Source organism: Cupriavidus necator (assembly GCF_016127575.1).
Taxonomy (GTDB): domain Bacteria; phylum Pseudomonadota; class Gammaproteobacteria; order Burkholderiales; family Burkholderiaceae; genus Cupriavidus; species Cupriavidus necator_D.
Window position 1 is genome coordinate 1,274,084 of record NZ_CP066018.1, and the last position, 24,865, is coordinate 1,298,948.

Below are 24,865 nucleotides of genomic sequence, written 5' to 3' on the forward strand. Positions count from 1 at the left end.
TATTATACGCGCCTGCCGGGCTCGTTGCAGCGCGCCAACGGTACGGTACGGCACCCTGCCAACCAGCCGGGGGCACCGTGCCCAGATGAATCCGATGACGGCACGCTGCGCGCGGAACTGAATACCGCCATAGAAAAAACGCTGCCTGCCCGTCTGTTCCCCGGCACAGACCCGTAGCAGACCCGCTTTTCGCGCCTGATGACCTTTTTGTTCTGGCTGATCTCCCGTTTTCCCCTGCGGCTGCTGCAAGCCGCGGGCGGCGCGCTCGGACTGCTGAGCGCGCGCCTGCCCGGCCGCTACGGCCAGCGCCTGCGGGAGAACTTCCGCCAGGCGTTTCCCGACGCCACCGATGCGATGATCGACGAAGCGGCCCGTTCGGCCGGACGCATGATCGTCGAGATGCCCTACTTCTGGAGCCGCAGCAAGATCGGTGCGAAGCTGCATGGCTTTGACGACTACCTGTGGCCCGAGCTGGGCAAGCTGCAGGCGCGCGGCAAGGGCATCATCATCCTGACCCCGCACCTGGGCTGCTTTGAAGTGCTGCCGCAGTCCCACGCGCTGCAGCGCCCGGTCACCGCCCTGTTCAAGCCGCCGCACCAGCCCTGGCTGCGCGACTGGATTGAAAAAATGCGCACCCGGCCCGGCATGCACATGGCGCCGGCCACGCCGCGCGGTGTGCGCATGCTGGTGAAGGCACTCAAGCGCGGCCAGGCGGTGGGCATCCTGCCCGACCAGGTGCCCAGCGGCGGCGAGGGCAACTGGGCGCCGTTCTTCGGCAAGCCGGCCTATACCATGGCACTGGTGCACCGGCTGCAGCAGCTGACCGGCGCGCCGGTGGTGGCGGTCTTTGCCGAGCGCCTGCCGCGCGGCGCCGGCTATCGCGGCCACCTGCGCGTGATCAACGACGGCGGCATGCTGCCGGACGATCCTGCCGCCGCTGCCGCGGTCATCAACCGGACTATCGAGGAACTGGTGGGCCTGTGCCCCACGCAGTACCTGTGGGCTTACAACCGCTACAAGCAACCCGCCGGAGCGGGTACCCCGGACGCGCCGGGCAATGATACCGAGCCGGCCACTGATCGATCGATTTCATGAGCCGTGTGTTCACGTGGCTTGGCATCGGCTTGCTGACGGTGCTGGGCAAGCTGCCATATCCGTTCGTCGCGCGCTTCGGCGAGGCGCTGGGAAGCCTGCTCTACCTGGTGCCGAGCGAGCGGCGCCGCGTGGTGCAGGCCAACCTGCGCCTGTGTTTCCCGGACCGGACCGAGGCCGAAATCGATGAACTGTCGCGGCAGAGCTTCCGCATCCTGTTCCGCAGCTTTGCCGAACGCGGCATCTTCTGGACCGGCAGTGAGGCGCAGATGCGCCGCTGGGTGCAGATCGACGACCAGGCCGGCCTGGTGGCCCTGGATGGCACCCCGCATATCCTGGTGACGCTGCACCTGTCGGGCGTGGAAGCCGGTGCGATCCGACTCACCATCGACCTGCGCGAGCATCTCGGCCGCTCCGGCGCATCGCTCTATACCAGGCAGAAGAACGACCTGTTCGACCACTTCCTGAAGCACGCGCGCGGGCGCTTCGGCGCCAACATGATCTCGCGCAACGACAGCGCGCGCGACATCCTGCGCTGCCTGAAGAAGGGCGAGGCCCTGCAGCTGATCGCCGACATGGATTTCGGCGAGCGCGACTCGGAGTTCGTGCCGTTCTTCGGCGTGCAGGCGCTGACACTGACCTCGGTGTCGCGGCTGGCGCGCCTGACCGGGGCCAAGGTCGTGCCGATCTACACCGAGATGCTGCCCGACTACCAGGGCTATGTGCTGCGCATCCTGCCGCCCTGGGAAGACTACCCCGGCGCAAGCGTCACCGACGACACGCGCCGCATGAATGCCTTCTTCGAGGACTGCATCCGCCCGCGCGTACCCGAGTACTACTGGGTGCACAAGCGCTTCAAGCACCGCCTGCCGGGCGAGCCCGAGATCTACTGAGCGCGCCGGCACGTCCGGCGCCGCGCAGCTACAATCCCCACCATGAAACTCCAGTTCACCAAGATGCACGGCGCGGGCAACGACTTTGTCGTGCTCGACGGCATCCACCAGCAGATCGACCTGACCCCGGCGCAATGGCGTGCGCTGGCCAGCCGGCATTTCGGCGTTGGCGCTGACCAGATCCTGATCGTTGAAAAGCCGTCCCGCCCCGATGTCGACTTCCGCTACCGGATCGTCAATGCCGATGGCAGCGAGGTGGAGCACTGCGGCAACGGCGCGCGCTGCTTTGTGCGTTTTGTCACCGACAAGGGCATGACCGACAAGCGCTCGGTGCGCGTCGAAGTGATGAACGGCGTCATTACCCTGACGCTGCAGGACGACGGCCAGGTCACGGTGGACATGGGTGCGCCCGAACTGGAACCGGCGCGCGTGCCGTTCCGTGCGGAAGGCCTGCCCACCCGCGCGGAAGGCGCGGACACGCTGTACGGCCTGGAGGTCAACGGCCGCACCGAATGGATCTCGGTGGTATCGATGGGCAATCCGCACGCGGTGCAGGTGGTGGACGACGTGGAGAACTTCCCGGTGCTGCAGGACGGCCCGGTGGTGGAGCACCATGCCGCCTTCCCCAACCGCGTCAATGCCGGCTTCATGCAGGTGCAGGACCGCCATGCCATCCGGCTGCGCGTCTACGAACGCGGTGCCGGCGAAACCCTGGCCTGCGGCACCGGCGCCTGCGCGGCCGTGGTGGCCGGCATCCGGCGCGGCCTGCTGGACTCGCCGGTGCGGGTGCATACCCACGGCGGCGATCTGACCATTGCCTGGGATGGCGGCGCGGAACCGGTGCGCATGACCGGCCCGGCCACCACCGTGTTTGAAGGCAGCATTGACCTGGCAGCCCTGCCGGCCTGACCATAGGGGCTGTGCGCCCCTGTCCACACGCCCCGCATTCCTTGCCGCGGAGCCCCGGCCGGGGCGCTCATTCCCTTGATCTTGCTGGTCAGACCGATGGAGCGCCCATGCCGCTGGACGATTTCCGCATTACCTCAGGCAAGCGTTTTCGCCTTGCCGACTTCGACCCGGGCAGCAAGCCGCTGTCGTGCGGCAAGAAAGAAGAAGACCTGGCCCGCATCATCGAGCTGAGCAACGCCCTCGACGCGCAGCAGGATATCTTCTACGCCGAGCACCGGCGCAGGCTGCTGGTGGTGCTGCAGGGCATGGATACCAGCGGCAAGGACGGCACCGTGCGCGGCGTGTTCCGCAGCTTCGATCCGCTGGGCATCCGCGTGGTGGGCTTCAAGTCCCCGTCGCCGGAGGAACTGGCGCGCGACTTTCTATGGCGCATCCACCTGCAGGTTCCGAAGACGGGCGAGATCGTGGTCTTCAACCGCAGCCACTATGAAGACGTACTGATCACGCGCGTGCACAACTGGATCGACGCCGCCGAGTGCGAGCGGCGCTTCCGCCAGATCCGGGACTTCGAGTCGATGCTGACCGAGACCGGCACCACCATCGTCAAGTGCTTCCTGCACATATCCCGCGACGAGCAGAAGGCACGGCTCGAAGCGCGCCTGGCGGATCCGGAGAAACACTGGAAGTTCGACACCAACGACCTCGCCCAGCGCAAGCACTGGAAGGCCTACATGGACGCCTACGAGGCTGCCATCATGGCGACCAGCACGCCCGAATGCCCGTGGTACGTGGTGCCGGCCGACTCCAAGACACACCGCAACCTGATGGTGGCGGAGATCCTGACCAGGGTCTTCGAGGACCTGAAGCCGGCCTACCCGCCCGCCCGGCCGGAACTGGCCAGTACCAAGGTCGACTGAGCCGCCCGGCCGCCTCAGCCACCGTTGCCGCGGTGCACGTCGTGCGTGACGAAGGGGTGCTCGCGGCTGGGCATCGCCAGCCATTGGGGGTGGCGCAGGGTCTGGCGGATATCGTCCAGCCCGCTGGTCCAGTGCTCATGCATGGTGAGCGCGCCGAACTGGTAGTCCTTGGCCAGGTTCTCGAACGACTTGTCGCGGTAGATCAGCTGGATTACGTTGCGGCGCGCGTCGCAGGCCTGCTCCGCCGCGCGGCGGTACCAGGCGTTGTCGCGCTTTGACGGCGGCACCAGCGCCATCACCTCGTTGAGCATGCGGCGCATGTTCTGCTGCTCGCGCATGTAGTCGGTAATGGCCCGCGTGCGGCTGGAGTACTGGATGTCCTTCTGGCGCTCGGCCACGTCGACCAGGTCGTGCGGCAGCTTGCCGCGCGCGCTCCACAGGTCGACCTGGAAAATCAGCGCGTCGCGCCGCGGCTGCGCCGTCAGCACCTCGGCCAGCGGCGTGTTCGATACCAGCCCGCCATCCCAGTAGTACTCGCCATCGATCTCCACCGCCGGAAAGCCCGGCGGCAGCGCGCCCGAGGCCATGAAATGCTCGGGGCAGAGCTTGTCGCGGGTATTGTCGAAGTAGGCGAAATTGCCGGTGCGCACATTGACCGCCCCCACCGAGACGCGCATCAGGTCGGGGCGGTGGTTGATCAGGTCGAAGTCGGCAAAACGCTCGAGCGTCGCCTTCAGCGGCGTGGTGTCGTAGAAGCTGACATGGCTCGGGTCCGAGTAGCGCGACATCAGCTCCGGCCAGCCGCGCGGCTGGAAGAAGCCACGCTGGCCTTCCAGCATGGCACGCGCTGCATGCAGGCCATCGAACCAGATCCGCATTGGCTCGGGCCAGCCTTCGGCATGGTCGGCGAACCAGGAATGCGACAGGCTGGGCAGCCACGGCTGCGCGCAGATGTACTCCCAGAAGGCGCGCAGTTGTTCCACGCGGCGCCGGGGCGGATTGCCGGCGATGATGGCGGCGTTGAGCGCACCGATCGAGATGCCGGCAACCCAGTTCGGGTAGATGCCGCCCTCGGCAAGGCCCTGGTACACGCCGGCCTGGTAGGCCCCGAGCGCGCCGCCGCCCTGCAGCACCAGCGCGCGCACGGCATAGGCCTCGTGCGCCGGCCGGTCCGGGGCCTTGGCGGCCCGGCGCACCGGCTTGCGCGGCTGCACCTGCGCGCCGCGTTCGGCCAGGGAATCGGCATTGGCGCCGCTTTCAGCCTTGGCCTGCGTTGGCTGCCGTGCCATCTGCCGTGCCGTCTTTTCCTGCCGCTCTTGCGGCACTTGCCGTACTTGCCGCTCCTGCCGTTCTTTTTCCGCCACGCCGCGCTCCTGCCGATTGGAAAGTCCGCCTGTCCGCCAGATGCTGAACGGGCGCCGCTTGGCGGCGCCCCTTGCCATCAACGGTTTCAGACGCCGTAGCGCTGACGATAGGCCGCCACCGCCTCGCGCGAGGCCGACAGCGCGGGGTCCTGCGACGCATCGAGGTAAGCCAGCAGGTCCTTCAGGCTGGCGATGGCGATCACCGGGATGCCATACTCACGCTGCACGTCCTGCACGGCGGAATGGGTGCCGACCTGCTCGGCGGTACCGCTCTTCTCCATGCGGTCCAGTGCGATCAGCACCGCGGCCGGCTCGGCGCCGGCGGCGCGGATCATGTTTACCGATTCGCGCACCGAGGTACCGGCGGAGATCACGTCGTCGACGATGACCACCTTGCCCTGCAGCTTGGCCCCGACCAGCGTGCCGCCTTCGCCGTGGTCCTTGGCTTCCTTGCGGTTGTAGGCGAAGCCGACGTCACGTCCCATGCCAGCCAGCGCCACCGCGGTGGCCGACGCCAGCGTGATGCCCTTGTAGGCCGGCCCGAACAGCACGTCGAACTGCACGCCCGAGGCCAGCAGCGTTTTGGCATAGAATTGCGCCACCTCGCCCAGCATCGCACCCTGGTTGAACAGGCCGGCATTGAAGAAGTAAGGCGACTTGCGGCCGGCCTTGGTGACGAACTCGCCAAACGACAGCACGCCCGCATCGAGCGCAAAGCGGATAAAGGTCTGGCTGAGATCGGCACCCGCGGGCGGTTTCTGCTGCGTCATCATTTCTCTCTGAATTCAAAATTTCCCCGAATGTTACGGATTATCAGCGCCAACCTCAACGGCATCCGCTCCGCGTCGAAGAAGGGCTTTTTCGACTGGATGGGCAAGCAGGACGCGGACATGGTCTGCGTGCAGGAACTGAAGGCCCAGGAGGCCGACATGACCGAAGCGTTCCTGGCGCCACATGGCTACCATGGTTTTTTCCATTACGCCGAGAAGAAGGGCTACAGCGGCGTGGGCCTGTACACGCGGCACAAGCCGGAGCGGGTGGTCACCGGCTTCGGTAATTCCGAGTTCGACAGCGAGGGCCGCTACGTCGAAGTGCAGTATCCGCACCTGGCAGTGATCTCGGTCTACGTGCCGTCGGGTTCCAGCGGCGAGGAACGCCAGCTTGCCAAGTTCCGCTTCATGGAAGCGTTCCTGCCGCACCTGTTGCAACTCAAGGCGAGCGGGCGCGAGATCGTGCTGTGCGGCGACGTCAACATCGCGCACAAGGAAATCGACATCAAGAATTGGAAGGGCAACCTGAAGAACTCAGGCTTCCTGCCGGAGGAGCGCGCCTGGATCGGCGAACTGTTCGACGTCCATGGCTATGTGGACGTGTTCCGCAAGCTGGATCCGCGCCCCGAGCAGTACACGTGGTGGAGCAACCGCGGCCAGGCCTATGCCAAGAACGTGGGATGGCGGATCGATTACCACCTGGCCACGCCGAAGATCGCCGATACCGCGCGGCTTTGCTCGATCTACAAGGACGAGAAGTTCAGCGACCACGCGCCGCTGTCGATCGATTACGACTATCCGCTCTGAGCGCAGCCATCAGGCCGCCCGGACCTCCTCAAGCAGTTCCGGGTGGCGGTCCAGCAGCCTGAGCAGTTTTACCAGCGCAAGCGGCGGCTTGGTCCGGCCAGTCTCGTAGCGCGAGAATGCATTGACCCCGCCGCCGAAGATCTCTGCGGCTTCGCGCTGGTCGAGGTGGAGTTTCTTGCGGACTTGCATGATGTAAGTCGGATCGACAAGCGAGGCGTTGACTTGCTTGTTGAAGGCGAGCGCCAGCGGTCCGATCCGCTCTTCCTCTTCCTGGCCCAGCACACCTTCTCCACACTGAGCACACCAGTCGGCAAGGACCGCTTCGATTACCGTGGACTCGCCACGGTAGGTATAGACAAAGTCTTTCCGCCCCCTTTCGAGTTCGGCGCCTCCACATACCGGGCATCGCATAGACAGCTCCTCTGGCAAGGCGGCGCACGCGCTAGCGCGCCTTGAACGACACAATCAGGACTTCCTCGGTCACCGTCAGCTTCAGGTATATCGCTCCATACGATGTGCATGGGCGATACACATCCTGCCAGACGGTATGGTCGACGTAGGTCGTCATGCTTTTGTAGAAGTCGGCGGGCTGGATCCTGGCGACTACATCAAGGACGTCGCCGCGGGTGAGACACATGTTCCTGGCGCCCTGGAACGCTGCCATCGTCAAGCTGACCCGCCCTGCCGCAATCAACTCCCGGACCCGCCACAGCGGGTCATGCGCCGTTCCCTTCCCCGCGCAAATTAACCTACTTGGTTAGATGCTGCAAGCCGCGAACTGTGCCAAATCGCAATAATCCAATCCGTACAAACCCCTGCGACCGGCCCCCATCCCCGCTACAATGCAGGTTCCCCACAGCGCCCGGCAGGGGAGATTTCTCATATCCAAAGCATTCCCCCGCACTTCATTGAGTGAGTCAGCCATGGTTTTCAAAGTGTTCGTCGATGGTCAGGAAGGCACCACCGGTCTCCGGCTGCTTGACTATCTTTCCGGCCGTTCCGACGTGGAACTGCTGCGCATTGCCGATGACAAGCGCAAGGACCCGGCCGAACGAGCACGATTCCTGAATGCCGCCGACGTCGCCTTCCTGTGCCTGCCCGATGTGGCCTCGCGCGAGGCGGTATCGCTGGTGACCAACCCGAACACCTGCGTGATCGACGCCAGCACGGCGTTCCGCACCGCCGACAGCTGGGCCTACGGCCTGCCCGAGCTGGCGCGCGGCCAGCGCGAGAAGATCCGCGACAGCAAGCGCATTGCGGTGCCGGGCTGCCACGCCAGCGCCTTCGTGCTGGCAGTGCGTCCGCTGGTGGACGCCGGCGTGCTGCCAGCCGACTACCCGGTTTCGGCGTTCTCGCTGACCGGCTACAGCGGCGGCGGCAAGTCGATGATTGCCGAGTTCGAAGCCGGCGGTAACCCGAAGCTGGACAGCCCGCGTCCGTACGCGCTGGGCCTGGAACACAAGCACCTGCCCGAGATGCGCGTGCAGGCCGGCCTGGCGCAGGCGCCGGTCTTCAACCCGATCGTCGGCAACTTCCTGAAGGGCCTGGCGGTGACGGTGCCGGTGTTCACGGACCGGCTGGCGCGCAAGGTCAGCGCCGAGCAGATCGTCGAGATCTACCGCAAGCACTATGAAGGCGAGCAGTTCGTGCGCGTGATGCCGTACAACAGCGCCGACAACCTCGACGGCGGCTTCTTCGACGTGCAGGCCAACAACGACACCAACCGTGTCGACCTGTTCGTGTTCGGCAATGCCGAGCGCCTGAACCTGGTGGCTCGCCTGGACAACCTGGGCAAGGGCGCGGCCGGCGCCGCGGTGCAATGCATGAACGTGCATGTGGGCGCCGACGAGGCCACGGGGCTGCGCGCCTGACGCTGCAGCCAGCCCTGAATGAGGAAAAAGCCGGCATTGCCGGCTTTTTTCATTGGCGTCAGCGGACCGCTCAGCGTTGCAGCGGCTTTTGCCGGTCGTCGTCGCCGCTGTCCACCGGCGCGCCGCCCAGGCCCGCCATATTGGCGCGGTATGGCGGCAGCTTCTCCACCGTGGTATTGCTCGCGCGCGCATAGAGCGGCAGCACCTCCGGCAGGTGCTTCTCCAGGTCGGCGATGCGGCTCCGCCCGGACGGATGCGTGGACAGGAACTCGGTGCCGGACTGGCTCACCTTGCCCATTTTCTGCCACAGCGACACCGCGGCGCGCGGATCATAGCCGGCGCGCGCGGCGATATCCATGCCGATCAGGTCCGCCTCGGATTCATCCGCACGCGAGAAGCGCAGCGTCAGCAGGTGGGCGCCGGTGCCGAGCGCCATATTGCCAAGGTTGCCGAAGCCGAACAGCTGCGAGATCACGTTGGCGCCGAGGTTGGTGATCTCGGACTTGGCGGCGCGCTCGCGCGCATGCTCCTGCAGCGCGTGGGCGATCTCGTGGCCCATCGCCATGGCGATCTCGTCGTCGGTCAGCTTGAGCTGGTCGAGCAACCCCGTATAGAAAGCGATCTTGCCGCCCGGCATGCAGAACGCATTGACCTGCCTGGAGCCGATCAGGTTGATCTCCCACTGCCACTGCCGCGCGCGCTCGTTCCAGCGTGCGGTCTGCGGCAGCAGCCGCTTGCCGATCGTGCGCAGGCGCACCAGCTGAGGGTTGTCGGCGGCGGCCAGTGCATGCTTGGCGATGGCTTCCTGCTTGAGCTGCTCGTATTCCTGCGCGGCCTGCTGCTCGATGGCCTCGACCGGCACGATCTTGCGCACGGCCGAGCCGCTGCGGTCCAGCCGGATGCCGCCAGCCTCGCTGTCCTGCGCCTGGGCGGGCAGGCACCAGGCCATGGGCGCCGCCACCGCGGCCAGCGCCAGCGCGCGGACCAGCCGGTCACGGGTAGGACGCTGAACACCTTGCAGGCGGCGGAGCATTTGCGGTTCCTCGGACGCAGTGGAAGACCAGGCAGGCGGATCGGTGATCCGCGGCAACGATGCCGTGCCGCATGTGGCGGGCAGGCAAACAGGTGATGCAATAATACACGGCGCCCGCGCAGCCGCGCGGCGCTTCACGCCGGCCCGTTCATGACCTTCCAGACCTATCTCGATATCTTCCGCAACCGCCGCATCGGCGCCATGCTGGCGCTGGGCTTCGCCTCCGGGCTGCCGCTGGCGCTGACCTCCGGCACCCTGCAGGCATGGATGACGGTCGAGGGGCTGGATATCAAGACCATCGGCTTCTTCTCGCTGGTGGGCCAGGCCTATATCTTCAAGTTCCTGTGGGCGCCGCTGATGGACCGCTACACGCCGCCGCTGCTGGGGCGCCGGCGCGGCTGGCTGCTGGTGACGCAGCTGGGGCTGGTGCTGGGCATCGCCGGCATGGCCTTCTGCCCGCCGCGCGAGGCGCTGTGGACGCTGGCGGCGCTGGCCACGCTGGTGGCCTTCCTGTCGGCCTCGCAGGACATCGTCTTCGACGCCTACAGCACCGACGTGCTGCGCCCGCCCGAGCGCGGCGCCGGCGCGGCGGTCAAGGTGCTGGGCTACCGGCTGGCGATGCTGGTCTCGGGCGGCCTGGCGTTGTGGCTGGCCGACCGCGTGCTGGGCTGGCAGCAGACCTACCTGCTGATGGCGGCCCTGATGGGCGTGGGTATCGTCACGCTGCTGTGGGCACCGGAACCCGACGTGCCCGCACGCGCGCCGCGCTCGCTGGAAGAGGCGGTGGTCGGGCCGCTGCGCGACTTCTTTGGCCGCCAGGGCGCGTGGTGGCTGCTGCTGCTGATCGTGCTGTACAAGCTCGGCGACGCCTTTGCCGGCAGCCTGTCGACCACCTTCCTGATCCGCGGCGTGGGCTTCTCGGCGGGCGAGGTGGGCATCGTCAACAAGACCCTGGGGCTGGCCGCCACCATCATCGGCGCGCTGTTCGGCGGCACGCTGATGGTGCGCCTGGGCCTGTACCGCTCGCTGATGCTGTTCGGCGTGCTGCAGGCGGTGTCTAACCTGGGCTACTGGATCCTCGCGGTGACGCCGCCGCACCTGTGGACCATGGGAGCGACCATTGCGGTCGAAAACCTGTGCGGGGGCATGGGCACGGCGGCCTTCGTGGCGCTGCTGATGACGCTGTGCAACCGCTCGTTCTCGGCCACGCAGTACGCGCTGCTGTCGGCGCTGGCGTCGGTGGGCCGGGTCTATGTGGGGCCCACTTCCGGCTATATGGTCGAGGCCTGGGGCTGGGCGCCGTTCTACCTGGGCACCGTGGTGGTGGCGCTGCCCGGCGTGATGCTGCTCTGGGCCATGCGCCACACCGTGCATCGCTACGAGGCCCAGGCGCGCGAAGCGATCGCCTGAGCCCGCGCCTGCCTCACTCCTTGTAGTAGACGATCTGGTGCGAGCTGGCGATCAGCTCGCCGCCGGCGCTCCATAGCTGCGCGCGCTGGTCGAAGAAGCCCTGCCTGAACACCTGCGCCTGCGCGCTGGCCAGCACGTGGCTGTCGCCCAGCGCCGCCAGCGTGGCCGCGTCGGCATGGAAATAGGTGGTCATCGACACCGTGCCGGCCGGCACGAAGCCCGCGCGCTTGAGGAAGATGCGCGGGTAGAAGCTGTCGGCCCAGGCCGCCACCGCGGCAAAGTCCGGCGTGCGCGCCGGCGCGTCGCGCAGCCAGAACTGCGTCAGGCTGTCCGGGTGCTCGGTGCCGGCCTCGGCGGTCGGCTTGGCGCCGCGCACCGGGCGCATGTCGTAGGACTTGAGCCAGCGCACCGGCGCAAACCCGTTCATCGCCACGAGGGCTTCGGCCGCCGGCACCTCCGGCATCAGCGCCTCGCCGCAGGCCCAGGTCTCGCGGCGCACCGCAAACATGGCGGTGGCGGTGGTGGCCACGGCATCGCCCTGGCGCAGCTCCAGCGTCCAGTGCTGGGTCGAGCGGTTGGTGCGCACCGGGCGCGCCTCGATCTCGAACGGGCCCTCGGCGATCGGCCCGGCAAAGTTGACCGTCAGCGAGACCGGGTCGCCCAGGCGCTGCGGATGGTCCAGCGCCGCCTGCAGCAGCGTGGCGGCGGTGATGCCGCCGAACGGACCGATCATGTTCCAGTACTCGGGCGTGGTGCGGCCCAGGAAGCGGTGCTCGCCGGCCGGCTCCAGCGCCAGCGCGTCGTCAAAGGGATGGAGCGGCCTGGCGGCGGTGGCCGCCCGGGTCTGGGGCGCAGTGGACATGGCTGGTATGGGTTGGTGACTCGCAGGGAATAGCACGATCGTTCGATCGTGCTGCCTACACTAACCGTAGTCAGCGTTCGGGTCAAGACGCCAATATTCCAGCCGCTGGCACCGTGGTGCCCGCATCAGCCTTGCACCCGCCGCCGCAGCGGCAGGCTCCAGCCCAGCTGGTTGGCGACCACGCCCAGCAGCACCAGCGCCATGCCGGCGATCTGCAGCGGGCCCAGCACCACGCCGAACACCATCACGTCGATCACGATCGCCACCAGCGGATAGATAAAGGACAGTGTGGCGATCGACACCACGTTGAGCCGCTGGAACGCGCCATACAGCAGCGTGTACATCACGCCCGTATGCACCAGCCCCAGCGCCAGCAGCGCGGCCCAGGTGCCGGTGCCATAGCTGCCGGCCGCGGGATGTGCCAGCGGCGCCAGCATCAGCACGCCCAGCACCATCTGCAGCCCGGCGATCTGGCCTGGCGGGATGGCCTGCAGCCGCCGCGTGGCCAGGGTCGTCACCGCATACAGCAGTGCCGCCAGCAGGCCCAGGCCGATGCCGGCCAGCATCGCAGTGCCAGTGGCGCCATGCTCCAGCCCGGTGATCAGCATCACCCCGGCAAAGGCCAGCACCAGCCATGGCAGCCGCGCGAACGGGAACGGCTCGCGCTGGATCACCGAGGTCAGCAGCAGCAGGAAGAACGGCTGGGTGTGGTAGACCACCGTGGCAATGGCGATGCCGCTGTACGCATACGCCGAGAACAAGGCCAGCCAGTTGAGCACCAGCGTGACGCCGCCCAGCGCCAGCCAGCCAAGCTGCGCGCGGCTCATCCGCACCCAGCCGCGCTGCAGCGTCAGCACGCCCAGCAGCGCCGCGCCGCCGAACAGGCAGCGGAAGAAGACCACATCGAGCGGCGGCTGGCCGCTGGTGACCACGAACCAGCCGATGGTACCGGACAGCAGCATGGCCGCGACCATGCGCCAGGCGCCGCCTGGCAAGGGTTGTTGCGAGGGCATGACGGACTCCGGTCAGACAATGGCCGCATTGTTCCATCATGCGATCTGCTCAACAATCCCGTCAGAGCTCAATTAGTATTTGATCTGAAGTCAAAGAAAGAGGACGTGCCATGCCGGATATGCCACTTAATGCGATGGCCGTGTTTGCGCGCGTGGTCGAGTGCGGCAGCTTTTCGGCTGCCGCACTCGACCTGGGCATGACGCCGTCGGCGGTCAGCCGGCACGTCTCCCGGCTGGAAGCCACGCTCGGCGCCAGCCTGCTGCAGCGGACCACGCGCGCCTTTGCATTGACTGAGCTGGGCCAGTCGGTCTACGCCGCCTGCGCCCGCATGACCGCGGCAGCGCGCGACGTCACCGCGCTGGCCGGCGAGCACGGCGGCACGCCGCATGGCGTGCTGCGCGTGAGCGCGCCGGTCTCGTTCGGGCAGGCCTGGCTGGCGCCGCGGCTGCCGGCGCTGCTGGCCAGATACCCGGGGCTGGACCTGCAGCTGACGCTGGCCGACCGCATGGTCGACCTGGTCGAAGAAGGGATGGACGTGGCCGTACGCATCGCGCGCGAACTGGCGCCCGGGCTGGCTGCGCGCCCGCTGCGCGAGGTGCGCTACCGGCTGGTGGCCTCGCCCGGCTACCTGGCCCGCCACGGCACGCCGGCCACGCCCGCCGACCTGCCCGCCGCACGCTGCCTGTACCTGGGCTACGGCAACTTCGGCGAGCGCTGGGCCATGCGCCACCAGGCCGGCGGCGAGAAAGTGGAGGTGCGCATCCCGCCGCGCCTGACGCTGAACAACAGCCTGGCGATCATGAGCATGGTGGAGCGCGATGCCGGCATCGGGCTGGTGCCGGACTTCTCATTGGGCGATGCGCTGGACCAGGGCCGGGTCGTCACCGTGCTGGCCGACTGGGACATCCTCGAACCCTACATCGGCACGGCCTACGCGGTCTACACGCCCACCCGGCATGTACCGCCCAAGGTGCGCGCCTTTGTCGATCACCTGGCCGGCACCGCCGACGACGCGCCGCGCTGATCACCGCGCCGACTGGCCCAGGACCCGGCGCAGCAACCACAGCATCGCGCCGCGCACGCGCACGGCATCGGCCCCGGCCTCGATCTCCAGCGCGGCCCGGTCGAATGCCGCCGACAGCAGCGGCGCCACATCGCCCTGCGGGTCCACGCCCGCGGCCTCCAGCCCCTCGCGCAGCGTGCGGGCGGCGTTGGCGTCGTCCAGCGCGAGCATTTCGCGCAGTCCCAGCACCGCCGGCCCTTCCACCAGCAGCAGGCGCGTGCGGCCCGGCACCGTCATTGCGTCCAGGTAGGCCTGCGCCCCGGCGATCAGGGCGTCCGCGGCATCCAGCCCCGCGGGCGCCGCGGCTTCAATATCGTCCGCCACCGCGGCAGCCTCCTCCGCCAGCACGTGCCGGAACAGGTCGCGCTTGTCGGCGAAATGGTGGTACAGCGCGCCGCGCGTGATGCGGGCGGCGGCGCAGATGTCAGGGGTAGAGGTCTCCCCGTAGCCGCGGCTGACAAACAGCGTGCGCGCGGCATCGAGCAGCGCCTGCCGGGTTGCCTCGGTACGTTCGCGGTTGGATCTGGCCACCATTGCCTCCTTGCATACATGCAGCCTGTATCTTAATATGGATTTACATACAGGCTGCATGTATCTGAATAACAGAGGAGCATCCATGAAAATCACCAGCTACTACCCCGTCATCATGACCGGCGAGGTTGCCGGCACGGCCGCGTTCTACCAGCGCCATTTCGGCTTTGTGGCGCTGTTCACCAGCGACTGGTACGTGCACCTGCAACTGGCCGGCGATCCGTCGGTCAACCTCGCGGTGCTGGACGGCACCCACGAGACCATCCCCGCCCCGGCCCGGGGCCAGCGCGCCAGGGGATTGCTGCTGAACTTCGAAGTGGAAGACCCGGATGCGGTCCATGACCGCCTGCGGGCGGCCGGGCTGCCGATCCTGCTGCCGCTGCGCGACGAGGCCTTCGGGCAGCGGCATTTCATTACCGCCGACCCGAACGGCGTGCTGATCGACATCATCAAGCCGATCCCGCCGTCGGGGGAGTTTGCCGCGCAGTACGAGGCGGGCGCGCTGCCCGGCTGACGCGCCTGGCTCAGGCCGCGCAGACCCGGTACACCGCCAGGCTGCCGCGCCAGTTGCCGCCCCAGTTGACGGTCACGCCTTCGTGCATCACCACGCGGTCGATCACGCGCAGGCCGACCTTGGGCGCCAGCGCCTCGAAGTCGCTGATGGTCAGCACGCGCACATTGGGCGTGTTGTACCACTGGTAGGGCAGAGATTCCGATACCGGCATGCGGCCGCGGAACACCGACAGCCGGTGCGGCCAGTAGCCGAAGTTCGGGAACGAGACGATGCACTCGCGCCCCACCCGCAGCGTGTCGCGCAGCACCTGCGCGGTGTTGTGGATGGTCTGCAGCGTCTGCGACAGGATCACCGTGTCGAAGCTCTTGTCCTCGAACAGCGCCAGCCCGCCCTCCAGGTTCTGCTGGATGACATGGACGCCCTTCTGCGCGCACGCCAGCACGCCTTCGTCGCGGATCTCGATGCCGTAGGCCTGCACGTCGAGTTCGTCCTGCAGCACGCGCAACAGGCTGCCGTCGCCGCAGCCCAGGTCGAGCACGGTGGAATGGGGTTCGATCCAGCGCGCGATCGCGCGGAAATCGGGGCGCAGCGCCAGGATATTGGGATTGGCCAGTGCGTTCATGCGCCGATCTCCTCTGCGATGCGGTCGTAGTAGGCGCGCATCAGGTTGTGATAGCGCGGGTCGTCGAGCAGGAAGGCATCGTGGCCGTGCGGCGCATCGATCTCGGCGTACGAGACCGGGCGCTTGTTGTCCAGCAGCGCCTTGACCAGCTCGCGGCTGCGGCTGGGCGCGAAGCGCCAGTCGGTGCCGAAGCTCGCCACCAGGAAGCTGGCCTGGGTCTGCGCCATCGCGCGCGTCAGGTCGCCGCCGAAGGCCAGCGCCGGGTCGAAGTAGTCGAGCGCGCGCGTGATCAGCAGGTAGGTGTTGGCGTCGAAGTATTCGGCGAACTTGTCGCCCTGGTAGCGCAGGTAGCTCTCTACCTGGAACTCGACATCGAAGGAGAAGCGGATGTCGTCGGTCTTCAGCTCGCGGCCGAATTTCTCGGCCATGTCCTCGTCCGACAGGTAGGTGATATGGCCGATCATGCGCGCCACGCGCAGGCCGCGCTTGGGCTTGACGCCATGCGCGTAGTAGTTGCCGCCGTGGAAGTCGGGGTCCGACAGGATGGCGCTGCGCGCGACCTCGTTGAAGGCGATATTCTGCGCCGACAGCTTGGGCGTGGACGCGACCACGATGCAGTGGCGCAGGCGTTCCGGGTACAGCAGGCTCCAGGCCACCGCCTGCATGCCGCCCAGGCTGCCGCCCATCACCGCGGCGAACTGCGTGATGCCGAACGCGTCGGCCACGAGCGCCTGCGCATTGACCCAGTCTTCCACCGTCACCACCGGGAACGCTGCGCCGTAGGGCGCGCCGGTGGCCGGATTGAGGCTCATCGGGCCGGTCGAGCCGAAGCACGAGCCCAGGTTGTTGACGCCGATGACGAAAAAGCGATTGGTATCGAGCGGCTTGCCGGGCCCGACCATGTTGTCCCACCAGCCCACGTCGCGCGGGTCTTCCGCATAGACGCCGGCCACATGGTGCGAGGCATTGAGCGCGTGGCACACCAGCACCGCGTTGGAGCGGGCCGCATTGAGCGTGCCATAGGTCTCGACCATCAGGTCGTAGCCGGCAATGGACGAGCCGTTGCGCAGCTTCAGCGGCTCGGCAAAGTGCATGCGCTGCGGCGCAACCACGCCGACCGAATCGGGCGGCAGGTCGAACGCGGCAGGCGCGGCGGTCGGCAGGGCGACATCAGTCATGGAATCCGGCCCGTGGCGAACGGGCATAAAAAAACCCGACCGGCATTTGCGTATAAAGCGTCGCAGCCAAGTCGGGATTCACTGGATTCCTTGCGGGATTCCGCGTGCCGGCGCCATCCACTACCGTGGAGGCATGGGGCGCCGACCCAACCTCTTTAGCCGCATTTGTAGTGGCAACCCGGAACTTGGTCCCTTGGCTGCCGCGCGCCCGCAAGCCAGTCATCAAATCGGCGCGACCGGGCAATTATAGAGCAATCGGCCCGGCATGTTGATTTAGAACCCATTTCACATTGAAGATGGGCACGCGTTCAAGCCAGGCGCGGCGCAGGCTAGGCGCGGGCCGCCGGCCTTGGTCATTCCAAGGTCAAGGCCCGTAACGACGCATGCGCCGCGCCTGGCTTGAACCCGAAGGGAAGGCTGCTGCCGGGCCCCTTCTTCATTGTGAAATGGGTTCTTAACCCAGCAAGACCCTCAGGTGCGCCTCGGCATGGTCCGACGGCGACTTGCGGAAGCCGCTCTTGGCATAGCGGTGCCACTGGCCCTGCACCGCCGCCATGATCAGCGCCGCGCGTGCGGGAATATCGGCATCCGCCGGGAACGCGGCCTGCGTCACCGCCATCTTCAGGCACTGGCGCAGCGAGGCCTCGATGCGGTCCACCACCTGGTTGATGCGCTCCTGCAGGCGTTCGTGCTCGCCCACCAGCGCCTCGCCGGTCAGCACGCGCGTCATGCCAGGGTTCTTCTCGGCAAACGACAGCAGCATGCGCACAATGGCGTGGGCCTGGCGCAGGCCGTGCTCTTCCTTGTCGGTGATCTGGTTGATCAGGCCGAACACGGTCTGCTCGATAAAGCCGATCAGGCCCTCGTACATCTGCGCCTTGCTGGCGAAATGGCGGTACAGCGCCGCCTCCGACACGCTCAGGCGCGCGGCCAGCGCCGCCGTTGTGATCTTCTCCCCGCGCGGGTGCTCCAGCATGGTGGCCAGGGTCTGCAGGATCTGCACGCGGCGCTCGCCCGGGCGCGGGCGCTTGCGCGCCGGCGTGGCCGGCGGCTGGCCTCCGTCCTGCGCATCCTGCGCACTGCCTGAAATGACCGCCTCTGGCTCGCGCCCGTTGCTTTGCGTCATGACCCGATTCTCCGCATTCGTCGTTGGAGTTGATGCATCGATTGTACTTTTATGTCCACATAGGCCGGCCGGTTCGGCACGCGGGCGCGCACGCGCCGCACGTTGTCGGGCTGCGCCTGCGGTGCCTGGGTCTCCGCAGCCACCAGCGTCACCGACTGCTCCTGCGCGGCGTGGCCGACATGGCGCCGGTCCTCCGCCTCCAGCGTCGAGCGTACCGCGGCATCGCGCCGGCTGCCGTCGTCGCGCACCGCGGGCACCTCATGCGGGCGCGATGGCGCGATCGTGCGCAGGTAGCCCGTCACCCACGCGGTGCGGATGCCGGTGCCGGCATAGCGCTTGAGGTGCGACACGGTGTCTTCCACCAGCACCGCGCGATGTGGCGCGATGCGGGTCTGCACCAGCAACCGGCGCAGCATGCGGCGGTCCGGCTTGGGCCGCAGGTGGCCATGCACCCACATCTGCTCGATTGCCACCACGCGCTCGAAGCAATGCCGTATGCCCGCTATCTCCAGCACCGCCCGCGCGTAGTCCTGCGGCGCATTGGTGACCAGGATCTTGCGCCCCGGCAGGCGCCGCAGGTGCGCGGCCAGCCCGCGCCGCACCCGCACCATGTCGGCCAGCGCCGGGAATTCATGCGCGGCGCGCAGGAAGTCAGCCGGATCCACGCCGTGGTGCCGGATCATGCCGAGCAGCGTGGCGCCGTAGCGCTGCCAGTAGTCCACGCGCACGCGGCTGGCGGTGGCCTCGTCGCAGCCGAGCACGCGCGCCACGTAGTCGGTCATCAGCCGGTTGATGGCCGGGAAGATCGCGTGCGAGGCGTCGTGCAGGGTGTTGTCGAGATCGAACAGCCAGACCGTATCGCCCGAGGTATTGCCCGCGGGGCGGCGGCAGAGGCGAGCGCGGACACGGCGCGGAGAAGGAAGACTTGAAGGCACGCCGGGCAAACTCGGAGGGTGATGGGATAACCGGGGCGGCCGGCCGCTGCCGGCACCGCCCCGAGGCTCCGCTCAGTGCGAGCGGATCATGGTGCCGAAGGCCTGCTCGGTCAGGATTTCCAGCAGCAGCGAATGCTCGATGCGGCCGTCGATGATGTGCACCGAATGCACGCCGCTCTTGGCCGCATCCAGCGCCGACGAGATCTTCGGCAGCATGCCGCCCGAGATGGTGCCGTCGGCGAACAGCTCTTCGATCTCGCGCGCGGACAGGTCGGTCAGCAGGTTGCCCTTCTTGTCCATCACGCCCGGGATGTTGGTCATCATCACCAGCTTCTCGGCCTTCAGGATCTCGGCCATCTTGCCGGCAACCACGTCGGCGTTGATGTTGTAGGCCTGGCCGTCGTCGGAGAAGCCGATCGGCGAGATCACCGGGATAAAGGCGTCGTCCTGCAGCGCCTTGACCACCGCGGGGTTGATCGCCTCGATGTCGCCGACGTAGCCGATATCGATGAACGCCCCCGGGTTCTCGCGGTCCGGCATCTGCAAGCGCTTGGCGCGGATCAGGCCGCCGTCCTTGCCGGTCAGGCCCACGGCCTGGCCGCCGTACTGGTTGATCAGCATCACGATGTCCTGCTGGACCTCACCGCCCAGCACCCACTCGACCACTTCCATGGTCTCTTCGTCGGTGACGCGCATGCCCTGCACGAAGGTGCCGACCTTGCCGACCTTCTTCAGTGCCTCATCGATCTGCGGGCCGCCGCCGTGCACCACCACCGGGTTCATGCCGACCAGCTTGAGCAGGATCACGTCGCGCGCGAAGCCATGCTTGAGCTTCTCTTCGGTCATGGCATTGCCGCCGTACTTGACCACGATGGTCTTGCCGTGGAACTTGCGGATATACGGCAGGGCCTCGGCGAGGATCTCGGCTTTCAGCGCGGGAGCAATGGCGGCCACCGTGGTTGCGGCAGGCCCGGGGTTGTCGGCGTTCATGGGGGACATCCGTGAGAATCAACAGGTATGATGGCTAATCGGCCACGTAGCCAGGGATAACCAACGGGGATCGCCCGAAAGTGCGCCATCCGGCCATGGCAGGCGCCGATTTTACAAGAAACCGCGCGGGGCGCGAGTCAACCGGCCGAACGTGGTCCCGCGAACCGCCTGCAAGCGCCCCACGGGGCACCAACGCGTTCCGTCCACGCAACAACGTGCCACCACTCAGCCGTTTGGCCTGCGCCGCGGCACAGCGTTCCCCACCTTGACCATCATGCCCGCCGCCAGCCGCCTCTTGCCAGCCCGCATCCCAGCCCGCATCCCCGATTTCCCGCCAGCGCCGGGAAGCCAGCCATGAGCGACGCCTCGACCGTGCTGACCGGCCAGCTGCGCCCGGTCGAACATTGCAGCCACTGCGGCGCGGGCTTTGTCTGCGGCTACGTGGCGGGGCTGCCCGAGTGCTGGTGCGCCAGCCAGCCGCTGCTGCCGGCGCGGCGCATCGTGCCGGGCCAGCATTGCCTGTGTCCGGCCTGCCTGGCAGCGCGCCGGCAAGCGGCTCAGGAACCTGATTCCGCCGCTGGCTGAGGCGCCGGCCCGGGCCCTGCGGCACTGCCCCACTGCATCACCAGCATCCCCGCCACGATCAGCGCCGCGCCCGCCAGCCGCGCCGGCGTGAGCGCGCGCACCGCAAATCCGGCCAGCCCGAACTGGTCCACCAGCAGCGCCGCCAGCACCTGGCCCGCCACCACCGCGGCGATAAAGCCCGCGGCGCCCAGCTTCGGCGCCATCATCAGCGCGGCCGAAATATAGAACACCCCAAGCACCCCGCCGATCCAGAGCCAGCCCGGCGCGCGCGCCAGTGCCGCTGGCGCCGGCAGCGGCACGCGCATCAGCCACAGCACGGGCAGCAGCGCCGCCAGGCTGACCAGCAGCGACACCAGCGTGGCCGACAGCGGATGCCCGAGTGTGCGCCCGAGGGTGGCGTTGGCGCCGGCCTGGAAGGGGATCGCCGCGCCGGCCAGCACGGCCGTGCCAAGCGGCAGCCAGAGTGAAACCGGGAAGGAAAACGGCAACTGGGTGCCTGACATGAAGCGCTCCATAGGGCAAGATGCGATGCCAGCAGTTTGAAATATCGCAATGCGAATTTCCAATTCTGCTTTCGTACGTTTATTATTCGCCGAATGAATAGCCTACGCGGAATCGACCTCAACCTGCTGGTGGTGCTCGAAGCACTGCTGGCCGAGCGCCATATCTCCCGCGCCGCGCTGCGGCTGCACCTGAGCCAGCCGGCGGTCAGCCACGCGCTCGGGCGCCTGCGGCAGCTGCTTGACGACCCCATCCTGGTGCGCGGCAAGGGCGGCCTGGTGCTGAGCGCGCGCGCCCATGAGCTGTCCGGCCCGCTGGCCGAGGCGCTGGCGCAGGTGCGCATCCTGCTGGGGCCGAGCGGCTTCCAGCCGGCCACCGCGCGGCGCAGCTTCCGCCTGGCCATGTCCGACTACGGTGCGCTGGTGGTGCTGCCGCGGCTGCTGCGCGCGGTGCGCAAGGCCGCGCCCAATATCGACCTGGTGGTGTCGCAGGCCAGCCGCGAAGGCATGACCGCCCAGGTGGCCGATGGCGAGATCGACATGGCACTGGGCGTGTTCACCCACCAGCCGGAAGGCGTGAAATCCGCCGAGCTGTTCTGCGAGAGCTATGCCTGCGCGGTGGATGCCGCCACCGTGCGCGACAGCGGCCGGCTTGACCAGGTGGCCTACCTGGCGCGCTCGCACGTGCTGGTGGCCACGCACAGCGAACGCATGGACGCGATCGACACGGCGGTGGCCAAGCTGGGGGGACGGCGCAAGATCGCCTGCGTGGTGCCGCACTGGAGCGTGGCGCCGGCGCTGATCGCCGGGACCAACCTGGTGCTGACCACGGCACGGCGCAGCCTGGCCGCGCTGGAAGAGGACCCGCGCTACGCCGTGTTCGCGCCGCCGTTTGCGCTGGACGACTTCACCTTCAGCATGATCTGGCACGAGCGCACCGAAGCCGATCCCGCCCACGCCTGGCTGCGCGAGCGCGTGCTGGCCGCGGCGGCCAGTCAGGAATCGGAAGAGCCGATCAGCTTGCGCGGCTGACGGCGCACCCCCGGCTTGGCTGGCGCCGGGGGCTGGGCATCACGGCGCTGCGCGGGAACAGCAGGTGGCCTGGCGGGGCGCGTGTCGCCGCGAAAGACCAGCTTCTGCCGGGTGCCGTGCTGCTTGTTGGCCATGATGGCTGGATGGGTGGATGGACGAGGCCGGCCCCGTCAGGCGCTCAGTGCTTGTGTTCGCCGTGGCCGCCGCTCGCGCCGGCGGCGGCGGGCACCATGTCACGCACTTCAGCCGTGACCTTCTGCTCGATCATCTTGCCGCCCTGCTCGATCTTCAGCGTGATGGGCACGGTGTCGCCCTTCTTGAGCTGCGCCTTCAGGTCCATCAGCATCACGTGGTAGCCGCCCGGCTTCAGCTCGACGTCCTTCATCTTTGGCAGGTCCAGCGACTTGACCTGGCGCATGCGCATCACGTTGCCTTCCATCTTCATCTCGTGCAGCTCGGCCGCGGCCACCGGCGACGACACGCCGACCAGCTTCGCGTTGTCGTGCGCGTGCAGCACCATGAAGGCGCCGGAGGCAGTCTGGGTCGGCACCGTGCCGCGCACCCAGGCATTGCTGACATCGACCTGGGCCAGCGCGGCGCCGGACGCCAGCGCGGCGGCGAGGGCGACCGATGCGGCCAGCGTGGCCGAGCGGAATTTGGCTTGCATGAAAGGCTCTCCTGAAAGCAGACATTAGACCATGGCGATGCCCGCCCGTGCATGCCCCAGGCAACCCCGCCATGCGGCGCACAGCCGGCTAGTCTGGCAGCCCGACAAGCTCGGCGCCAATGCGGCAAGGTGTCGCACGCACCGGCGCCCCGCGGCCGCATTGATACACTCGCGCCATGACCACCGCCGCAGCCGTGACCCGCTTGCCCGACCTCCCCTTCCTGTCGCCACTGCCGGCGGGCACCTCCGCCCGCCATGGCCAGGTGACGCTGCGCCGGCTGTTCTGGCTGCGCTGGGCACTGCTGGCGGGACAGGCGCTGACCGTGCTGAGCTGCGAGCCCATCGCCGGCATCCGCCTGCCCTACGGGCCGCTGCTGGTGGTGTTCGGCCTGCAGGCGCTGTTCAACCTGCTGACCGGCCTGCGCCTGCGCCAGCACACGCGGCGCAACAGCGCCCCTGGCGAGGCCGAGCTGATGGGCCAGCTGCTGGTGGACCTGACCGCGCTGTCGGCCATCCTGTTCTACACCGGCGGCGCGACCAACCCCTTTGTCTCGTTCTACCTGCCGGGGCTGGCCATTGCCGCCGCCATCCTGCCGTGGCGCCAGGTGATCGCGCTGGCGCTGTACGCGCTCGTCTGCTACACGCTGCTGCTGTTCGAATATGTGCCGCTGGACCTGCACAACCCGGACAACGCGGTGAACTACCACCTGGCCGGCATGTGGCTGAACTTCGTTGCCAGCGCGGTGATGATCGCGCTGTTCGTGGCGCGCCTGTCCGGCGTGCTGCGCCAGCGCGAGGCGCAGCTGAACCTGGCACGCGAGCAGCTGCTGCGCGAGGCGCGCGTAGAAGACCTGAACGGCCAGGCCGCCGCGGTCGCGCATGAGATCGGCACGCCGCTGGCCACGCTGGCGGTCATCGCCGGCGAGCTGCGTGCCGATGCCTCCGACGCGGGCCGCGGCACCTCCGCAATCAACAGCTACCTGCCCGACCTGCAGACCATGGAGCAGCAGCTGGCGCTGTGCCGCACCACGCTCGCGCGCCTGCGCGAAGACCCGGCCACGCTGGCGCCGCAGCGCATCGACGGCTGGCTGCCGGCCTTTGCCGAGCGCTGGCAGCTGCGCCACCCCAACGCCAGCCTGCAGGCCAGCGCCACGCCGGGCGCCGGCGCGCAGGCGGTGGAAACCGCGCGCGTGGGCCAGATCCTGACCATCCTGCTGGACAACGCCGCGCGCAGCCAGCAAGCCGCCGGCCGCGGCCAGGAGCCGCTGCAGCTGCAGATCGCCATGGCGCCCGGCAATACCGCGCCGTGGCTGTCGTTCCGCATCGCCGACCACGGCGACGGCATTCCCGAGATGCTGCGCGGCCAGCTGGGCGAAACCCCGGTGGCCAGCCAGCACGGCGGCCAGGGCATCGGCCTGTACCTGGCGCAAAGCGCCGCCCGGCAGATGGACGGCGAACTGGCCTGGCATGACCGCGCCGGCGGCGGCACCGTTGCCGAGCTGCGCCTGCCCGCGCTGTCCACCCTTTCCGCATCCGCCGCCGCCACGGCACCACGAACCCCATGACCGACACCCTCACCCCGGTACCCGAAGCCACCGCACCGGCTGGCACGCCCTTCCTGGTCATCGACGACGACGAAGTCTTTGCCGGCACCCTGGCCCGCGCGCTCACGCGACGCGGCTATGCCGTGCAGGTGGCGCATGACGGCCGCACCGCACTGGCGCTGGCATCACGCATCGAGTTTGCCTATGTCACGCTGGACCTGCACCTGGAGCCGCCGCCGGATGCCGGCAGCACCGTGCCCGCCGAATCGGGGCTGCAGCTGGTGTCGCCGCTGCGCCAGGCGTTGCCGGACGCACGCATCCTGATCCTGACCGGCTACGCCAGCATCGCCACCGCGGTGGCGGCGGTCAAGCAAGGCGCGGACGAATACCTGGCCAAGCCGGCCAATGTCGATTCGATCCTGACCGCGCTGATGGCGGGCGTGTCCGAAGATGCGGCGCAGGCCGCGCTGGAAGAGCCGGTGCCGCTGTCGGTGGCGCGGCTGGAATGGGAGCATATCCAGCGCGTGCTGGCCGAGCATGACGGCAATATCTCCGCCACGGCACGGGCGCTGAACATGCACCGGCGCACCTTGCAGCGCAAGCTGGGAAAGCGGCCGGTGTCGCGGTAAAGAAAAA

The 24,865-nt window shown here is 68.0% G+C and carries 28 protein-coding genes; 13 read left to right on the forward strand and 15 right to left on the reverse strand.

Features of this window, described 5'->3' with window-relative positions; genetic code table 11:
* Positions 1-198: 198 nt before the first annotated feature.
* The 4 genes from I6H87_RS05910 to I6H87_RS05925 all read left to right on the forward strand — a co-directional run bounded on the left by I6H87_RS05910 (position 199) and on the right by I6H87_RS05925 (position 3,811).
* A complete protein-coding gene (locus I6H87_RS05910) occupies positions 199-1,095 on the forward strand; it encodes a lysophospholipid acyltransferase family protein (protein ID WP_010813317.1) in 897 nt (298 codons plus the stop codon).
* The gene (locus I6H87_RS05915; protein WP_010813316.1) at positions 1,092-1,985 is read left to right on the forward strand and encodes a lipid A biosynthesis lauroyl acyltransferase; all 894 of its coding nucleotides are present in this window, start codon (positions 1,092-1,094) and stop codon (positions 1,983-1,985) included. The genes I6H87_RS05910 and I6H87_RS05915 overlap by 4 nt, the downstream gene beginning before the upstream one ends.
* A gap of 42 nt (positions 1,986-2,027) precedes the next feature.
* Positions 2,028-2,894: a diaminopimelate epimerase gene (gene dapF, locus I6H87_RS05920; protein ID WP_011614412.1), complete on the forward strand. Its 867-nt coding sequence runs from the start codon at positions 2,028-2,030 to the stop codon at positions 2,892-2,894.
* 107 nt (positions 2,895-3,001) lie between these two features.
* Positions 3,002-3,811, forward strand: coding sequence for a polyphosphate kinase 2 family protein (locus tag I6H87_RS05925; protein ID WP_011614411.1), 810 nt, complete (start codon positions 3,002-3,004; stop codon positions 3,809-3,811).
* A gap of 14 nt (positions 3,812-3,825) precedes the next feature.
* Here I6H87_RS05925 and I6H87_RS05930 read toward each other — a convergent pair whose 3' ends face one another.
* A complete protein-coding gene (locus I6H87_RS05930; protein ID WP_010813313.1) occupies positions 3,826-5,100 on the reverse strand; it encodes a patatin-like phospholipase family protein in 1,275 nt (424 codons plus the stop codon).
* A gap of 161 nt (positions 5,101-5,261) precedes the next feature.
* Positions 5,262-5,948, reverse strand: a complete 687-nt coding sequence (gene pyrE / locus I6H87_RS05935; RefSeq protein WP_010813312.1) for an orotate phosphoribosyltransferase — start codon at positions 5,946-5,948, stop codon at positions 5,262-5,264.
* A 27-nt stretch (positions 5,949-5,975) separates the two neighbouring features.
* Here pyrE and I6H87_RS05940 point away from each other — a divergent pair, with 27 nt between their 5' ends.
* On the forward strand, positions 5,976-6,752 hold the full coding sequence (locus I6H87_RS05940; RefSeq protein WP_011614408.1) for an exodeoxyribonuclease III: 777 nt from the start codon (positions 5,976-5,978) through the stop codon (positions 6,750-6,752).
* Positions 6,753-6,761: 9 nt separating this feature from the next.
* Here I6H87_RS05940 and I6H87_RS05945 read toward each other — a convergent pair whose 3' ends face one another.
* Both I6H87_RS05945 and I6H87_RS05950 read right to left on the reverse strand, forming a co-directional pair.
* Positions 6,762-7,163, reverse strand: coding sequence for a type II toxin-antitoxin system MqsA family antitoxin (locus I6H87_RS05945; protein ID WP_010813310.1), 402 nt, complete (start codon positions 7,161-7,163; stop codon positions 6,762-6,764).
* 31 nt (positions 7,164-7,194) lie between these two features.
* Positions 7,195-7,446, reverse strand: coding sequence for a type II toxin-antitoxin system MqsR family toxin (locus I6H87_RS05950; RefSeq protein WP_328706763.1), 252 nt, complete (start codon positions 7,444-7,446; stop codon positions 7,195-7,197).
* A gap of 229 nt (positions 7,447-7,675) precedes the next feature.
* On the opposite strand from I6H87_RS05950, the gene argC reads away from it, so the two are divergent.
* A complete protein-coding gene (gene argC, locus I6H87_RS05955) occupies positions 7,676-8,623 on the forward strand; it encodes an N-acetyl-gamma-glutamyl-phosphate reductase (RefSeq protein WP_010813308.1) in 948 nt (315 codons plus the stop codon).
* 70 nt (positions 8,624-8,693) lie between these two features.
* Here argC and I6H87_RS05960 read toward each other — a convergent pair whose 3' ends face one another.
* A complete protein-coding gene (locus I6H87_RS05960; RefSeq protein ID WP_010813307.1) occupies positions 8,694-9,656 on the reverse strand; it encodes a M48 family metallopeptidase in 963 nt (320 codons plus the stop codon).
* Between the two features lie 150 nt (positions 9,657-9,806).
* On the opposite strand from I6H87_RS05960, the gene I6H87_RS05965 reads away from it, so the two are divergent.
* Positions 9,807-11,066 (forward strand): muropeptide transporter, encoded by a 1,260-nt coding sequence (locus I6H87_RS05965; RefSeq protein WP_010813306.1) that lies wholly within the window; start codon positions 9,807-9,809, stop codon positions 11,064-11,066.
* A 13-nt stretch (positions 11,067-11,079) separates the two neighbouring features.
* Here I6H87_RS05965 and I6H87_RS05970 read toward each other — a convergent pair whose 3' ends face one another.
* Both I6H87_RS05970 and I6H87_RS05975 read right to left on the reverse strand, forming a co-directional pair.
* The gene (locus I6H87_RS05970; RefSeq protein WP_011614406.1) at positions 11,080-11,928 is read right to left on the reverse strand and encodes an acyl-CoA thioesterase; all 849 of its coding nucleotides are present in this window, start codon (positions 11,926-11,928) and stop codon (positions 11,080-11,082) included.
* Positions 11,929-12,053: 125 nt separating this feature from the next.
* A complete protein-coding gene (locus tag I6H87_RS05975; RefSeq protein WP_010813304.1) occupies positions 12,054-12,941 on the reverse strand; it encodes a DMT family transporter in 888 nt (295 codons plus the stop codon).
* A 110-nt stretch (positions 12,942-13,051) separates the two neighbouring features.
* Between I6H87_RS05975 and I6H87_RS05980 the strand changes: the two genes are divergently transcribed.
* Positions 13,052-13,966 (forward strand): LysR family transcriptional regulator, encoded by a 915-nt coding sequence (locus I6H87_RS05980; protein ID WP_011614405.1) that lies wholly within the window; start codon positions 13,052-13,054, stop codon positions 13,964-13,966.
* Here I6H87_RS05980 and I6H87_RS05985 read toward each other — a convergent pair whose 3' ends face one another.
* On the reverse strand, positions 13,967-14,539 hold the full coding sequence (locus I6H87_RS05985; RefSeq protein ID WP_011614404.1) for a TetR/AcrR family transcriptional regulator: 573 nt from the start codon (positions 14,537-14,539) through the stop codon (positions 13,967-13,969).
* Positions 14,540-14,621: 82 nt separating this feature from the next.
* Between I6H87_RS05985 and I6H87_RS05990 the strand changes: the two genes are divergently transcribed.
* Positions 14,622-15,050: a VOC family protein gene (locus I6H87_RS05990; protein ID WP_011614403.1), complete on the forward strand. Its 429-nt coding sequence runs from the start codon at positions 14,622-14,624 to the stop codon at positions 15,048-15,050.
* A gap of 10 nt (positions 15,051-15,060) precedes the next feature.
* On the opposite strand, the gene metW is transcribed toward I6H87_RS05990, so the two are convergent.
* The 5 genes from metW to argB all read right to left on the reverse strand — a co-directional run bounded on the left by metW (position 15,061) and on the right by argB (position 19,901).
* On the reverse strand, positions 15,061-15,672 hold the full coding sequence (gene metW, locus I6H87_RS05995; RefSeq protein ID WP_010813300.1) for a methionine biosynthesis protein MetW: 612 nt from the start codon (positions 15,670-15,672) through the stop codon (positions 15,061-15,063).
* Positions 15,669-16,850 (reverse strand): homoserine O-succinyltransferase MetX, encoded by a 1,182-nt coding sequence (gene metX / locus I6H87_RS06000; protein WP_011614402.1) that lies wholly within the window; start codon positions 16,848-16,850, stop codon positions 15,669-15,671. Before metX ends, metW begins: the two co-directional genes overlap by 4 nt.
* Before the next feature lie 454 nt (positions 16,851-17,304).
* Positions 17,305-17,976 carry a nucleoid occlusion factor SlmA gene (gene slmA, locus I6H87_RS06005; protein ID WP_011614401.1) on the reverse strand — a complete coding sequence of 224 codons (672 nt, stop codon included), beginning with the start codon at positions 17,974-17,976 and terminating at the stop codon, positions 17,305-17,307.
* Positions 17,973-18,911, reverse strand: a complete 939-nt coding sequence (locus I6H87_RS06010) for a pyrimidine 5'-nucleotidase (RefSeq protein ID WP_010813297.1) — start codon at positions 18,909-18,911, stop codon at positions 17,973-17,975. Before I6H87_RS06010 ends, slmA begins: the two co-directional genes overlap by 4 nt.
* 72 nt (positions 18,912-18,983) lie before the next feature.
* A complete protein-coding gene (argB, locus tag I6H87_RS06015; protein WP_010813296.1) occupies positions 18,984-19,901 on the reverse strand; it encodes an acetylglutamate kinase in 918 nt (305 codons plus the stop codon).
* A 354-nt stretch (positions 19,902-20,255) separates the two neighbouring features.
* On the opposite strand from argB, the gene I6H87_RS06020 reads away from it, so the two are divergent.
* Positions 20,256-20,486: a cysteine-rich CWC family protein gene (locus I6H87_RS06020; protein WP_010813295.1), complete on the forward strand. Its 231-nt coding sequence runs from the start codon at positions 20,256-20,258 to the stop codon at positions 20,484-20,486.
* On the opposite strand, the gene I6H87_RS06025 is transcribed toward I6H87_RS06020, so the two are convergent.
* Complete coding sequence (locus I6H87_RS06025; RefSeq protein ID WP_011614400.1) at positions 20,459-20,989, reverse strand: DMT family transporter; 531 nt, start codon at positions 20,987-20,989, stop codon at positions 20,459-20,461. The genes I6H87_RS06020 and I6H87_RS06025 overlap by 28 nt on opposite strands.
* A gap of 93 nt (positions 20,990-21,082) precedes the next feature.
* Between I6H87_RS06025 and I6H87_RS06030 the strand changes: the two genes are divergently transcribed.
* On the forward strand, positions 21,083-22,018 hold the full coding sequence (locus tag I6H87_RS06030) for a LysR family transcriptional regulator (RefSeq protein ID WP_010813293.1): 936 nt from the start codon (positions 21,083-21,085) through the stop codon (positions 22,016-22,018).
* 178 nt (positions 22,019-22,196) lie between these two features.
* Here I6H87_RS06030 and I6H87_RS06035 read toward each other — a convergent pair whose 3' ends face one another.
* Positions 22,197-22,685 (reverse strand): copper chaperone PCu(A)C, encoded by a 489-nt coding sequence (locus tag I6H87_RS06035; protein ID WP_010813292.1) that lies wholly within the window; start codon positions 22,683-22,685, stop codon positions 22,197-22,199.
* Between the two features lie 176 nt (positions 22,686-22,861).
* Here I6H87_RS06035 and I6H87_RS06040 point away from each other — a divergent pair, with 176 nt between their 5' ends.
* Positions 22,862-24,250, forward strand: coding sequence for an ATP-binding protein (locus tag I6H87_RS06040; RefSeq protein WP_011614399.1), 1,389 nt, complete (start codon positions 22,862-22,864; stop codon positions 24,248-24,250).
* Positions 24,247-24,858: a response regulator transcription factor gene (locus tag I6H87_RS06045; RefSeq protein ID WP_011614398.1), complete on the forward strand. Its 612-nt coding sequence runs from the start codon at positions 24,247-24,249 to the stop codon at positions 24,856-24,858. The genes I6H87_RS06040 and I6H87_RS06045 overlap by 4 nt, the downstream gene beginning before the upstream one ends.
* Positions 24,859-24,865: the final 7 nt, after the last annotated feature.

What these genes read in the sequence shown, in the direction of transcription:
- I6H87_RS06045 (WP_011614398.1), top strand. Translation starts at nt 24,247, where the DNA reads ATGACCGACACCCTCACCCCGGTACCCGAAGCCACCGCACCGGCTGGC.
- I6H87_RS06040 (WP_011614399.1), top strand. Translation starts at nt 22,862, where the DNA reads ATGACCACCGCCGCAGCCGTGACCCGCTTGCCCGACCTCCCCTTCCTG.
- I6H87_RS05925 (WP_011614411.1), top strand. Translation starts at nt 3,002, where the DNA reads ATGCCGCTGGACGATTTCCGCATTACCTCAGGCAAGCGTTTTCGCCTT.
- argB (WP_010813296.1), bottom strand. Translation starts at nt 19,901, where the DNA reads ATGAACGCCGACAACCCCGGGCCTGCCGCAACCACGGTGGCCGCCATT.
- I6H87_RS05945 (WP_010813310.1), bottom strand. Translation starts at nt 7,163, where the DNA reads ATGCGATGCCCGGTATGTGGAGGCGCCGAACTCGAAAGGGGGCGGAAA.
- I6H87_RS05975 (WP_010813304.1), bottom strand. Translation starts at nt 12,941, where the DNA reads ATGCCCTCGCAACAACCCTTGCCAGGCGGCGCCTGGCGCATGGTCGCG.
- slmA (WP_011614401.1), bottom strand. Translation starts at nt 17,976, where the DNA reads ATGACGCAAAGCAACGGGCGCGAGCCAGAGGCGGTCATTTCAGGCAGT.
- I6H87_RS05970 (WP_011614406.1), bottom strand. Translation starts at nt 11,928, where the DNA reads ATGTCCACTGCGCCCCAGACCCGGGCGGCCACCGCCGCCAGGCCGCTC.
- I6H87_RS06035 (WP_010813292.1), bottom strand. Translation starts at nt 22,685, where the DNA reads ATGCAAGCCAAATTCCGCTCGGCCACGCTGGCCGCATCGGTCGCCCTC.
- I6H87_RS05910 (WP_010813317.1), top strand. Translation starts at nt 199, where the DNA reads ATGACCTTTTTGTTCTGGCTGATCTCCCGTTTTCCCCTGCGGCTGCTG.
- dapF (WP_011614412.1), top strand. Translation starts at nt 2,028, where the DNA reads ATGAAACTCCAGTTCACCAAGATGCACGGCGCGGGCAACGACTTTGTC.
- I6H87_RS05990 (WP_011614403.1), top strand. Translation starts at nt 14,622, where the DNA reads ATGAAAATCACCAGCTACTACCCCGTCATCATGACCGGCGAGGTTGCC.
- I6H87_RS05960 (WP_010813307.1), bottom strand. Translation starts at nt 9,656, where the DNA reads ATGCTCCGCCGCCTGCAAGGTGTTCAGCGTCCTACCCGTGACCGGCTG.
- I6H87_RS05930 (WP_010813313.1), bottom strand. Translation starts at nt 5,100, where the DNA reads ATGGCACGGCAGCCAACGCAGGCCAAGGCTGAAAGCGGCGCCAATGCC.
- argC (WP_010813308.1), top strand. Translation starts at nt 7,676, where the DNA reads ATGGTTTTCAAAGTGTTCGTCGATGGTCAGGAAGGCACCACCGGTCTC.
- I6H87_RS06020 (WP_010813295.1), top strand. Translation starts at nt 20,256, where the DNA reads ATGAGCGACGCCTCGACCGTGCTGACCGGCCAGCTGCGCCCGGTCGAA.
- I6H87_RS05915 (WP_010813316.1), top strand. Translation starts at nt 1,092, where the DNA reads ATGAGCCGTGTGTTCACGTGGCTTGGCATCGGCTTGCTGACGGTGCTG.
- metX (WP_011614402.1), bottom strand. Translation starts at nt 16,850, where the DNA reads ATGACTGATGTCGCCCTGCCGACCGCCGCGCCTGCCGCGTTCGACCTG.
- I6H87_RS06030 (WP_010813293.1), top strand. Translation starts at nt 21,083, where the DNA reads ATGAATAGCCTACGCGGAATCGACCTCAACCTGCTGGTGGTGCTCGAA.
- pyrE (WP_010813312.1), bottom strand. Translation starts at nt 5,948, where the DNA reads ATGATGACGCAGCAGAAACCGCCCGCGGGTGCCGATCTCAGCCAGACC.
- I6H87_RS05965 (WP_010813306.1), top strand. Translation starts at nt 9,807, where the DNA reads ATGACCTTCCAGACCTATCTCGATATCTTCCGCAACCGCCGCATCGGC.
- metW (WP_010813300.1), bottom strand. Translation starts at nt 15,672, where the DNA reads ATGAACGCACTGGCCAATCCCAATATCCTGGCGCTGCGCCCCGATTTC.
- I6H87_RS05985 (WP_011614404.1), bottom strand. Translation starts at nt 14,539, where the DNA reads ATGGTGGCCAGATCCAACCGCGAACGTACCGAGGCAACCCGGCAGGCG.
- I6H87_RS06025 (WP_011614400.1), bottom strand. Translation starts at nt 20,989, where the DNA reads ATGTCAGGCACCCAGTTGCCGTTTTCCTTCCCGGTTTCACTCTGGCTG.
- I6H87_RS05980 (WP_011614405.1), top strand. Translation starts at nt 13,052, where the DNA reads ATGCCGGATATGCCACTTAATGCGATGGCCGTGTTTGCGCGCGTGGTC.
- I6H87_RS05940 (WP_011614408.1), top strand. Translation starts at nt 5,976, where the DNA reads ATGTTACGGATTATCAGCGCCAACCTCAACGGCATCCGCTCCGCGTCG.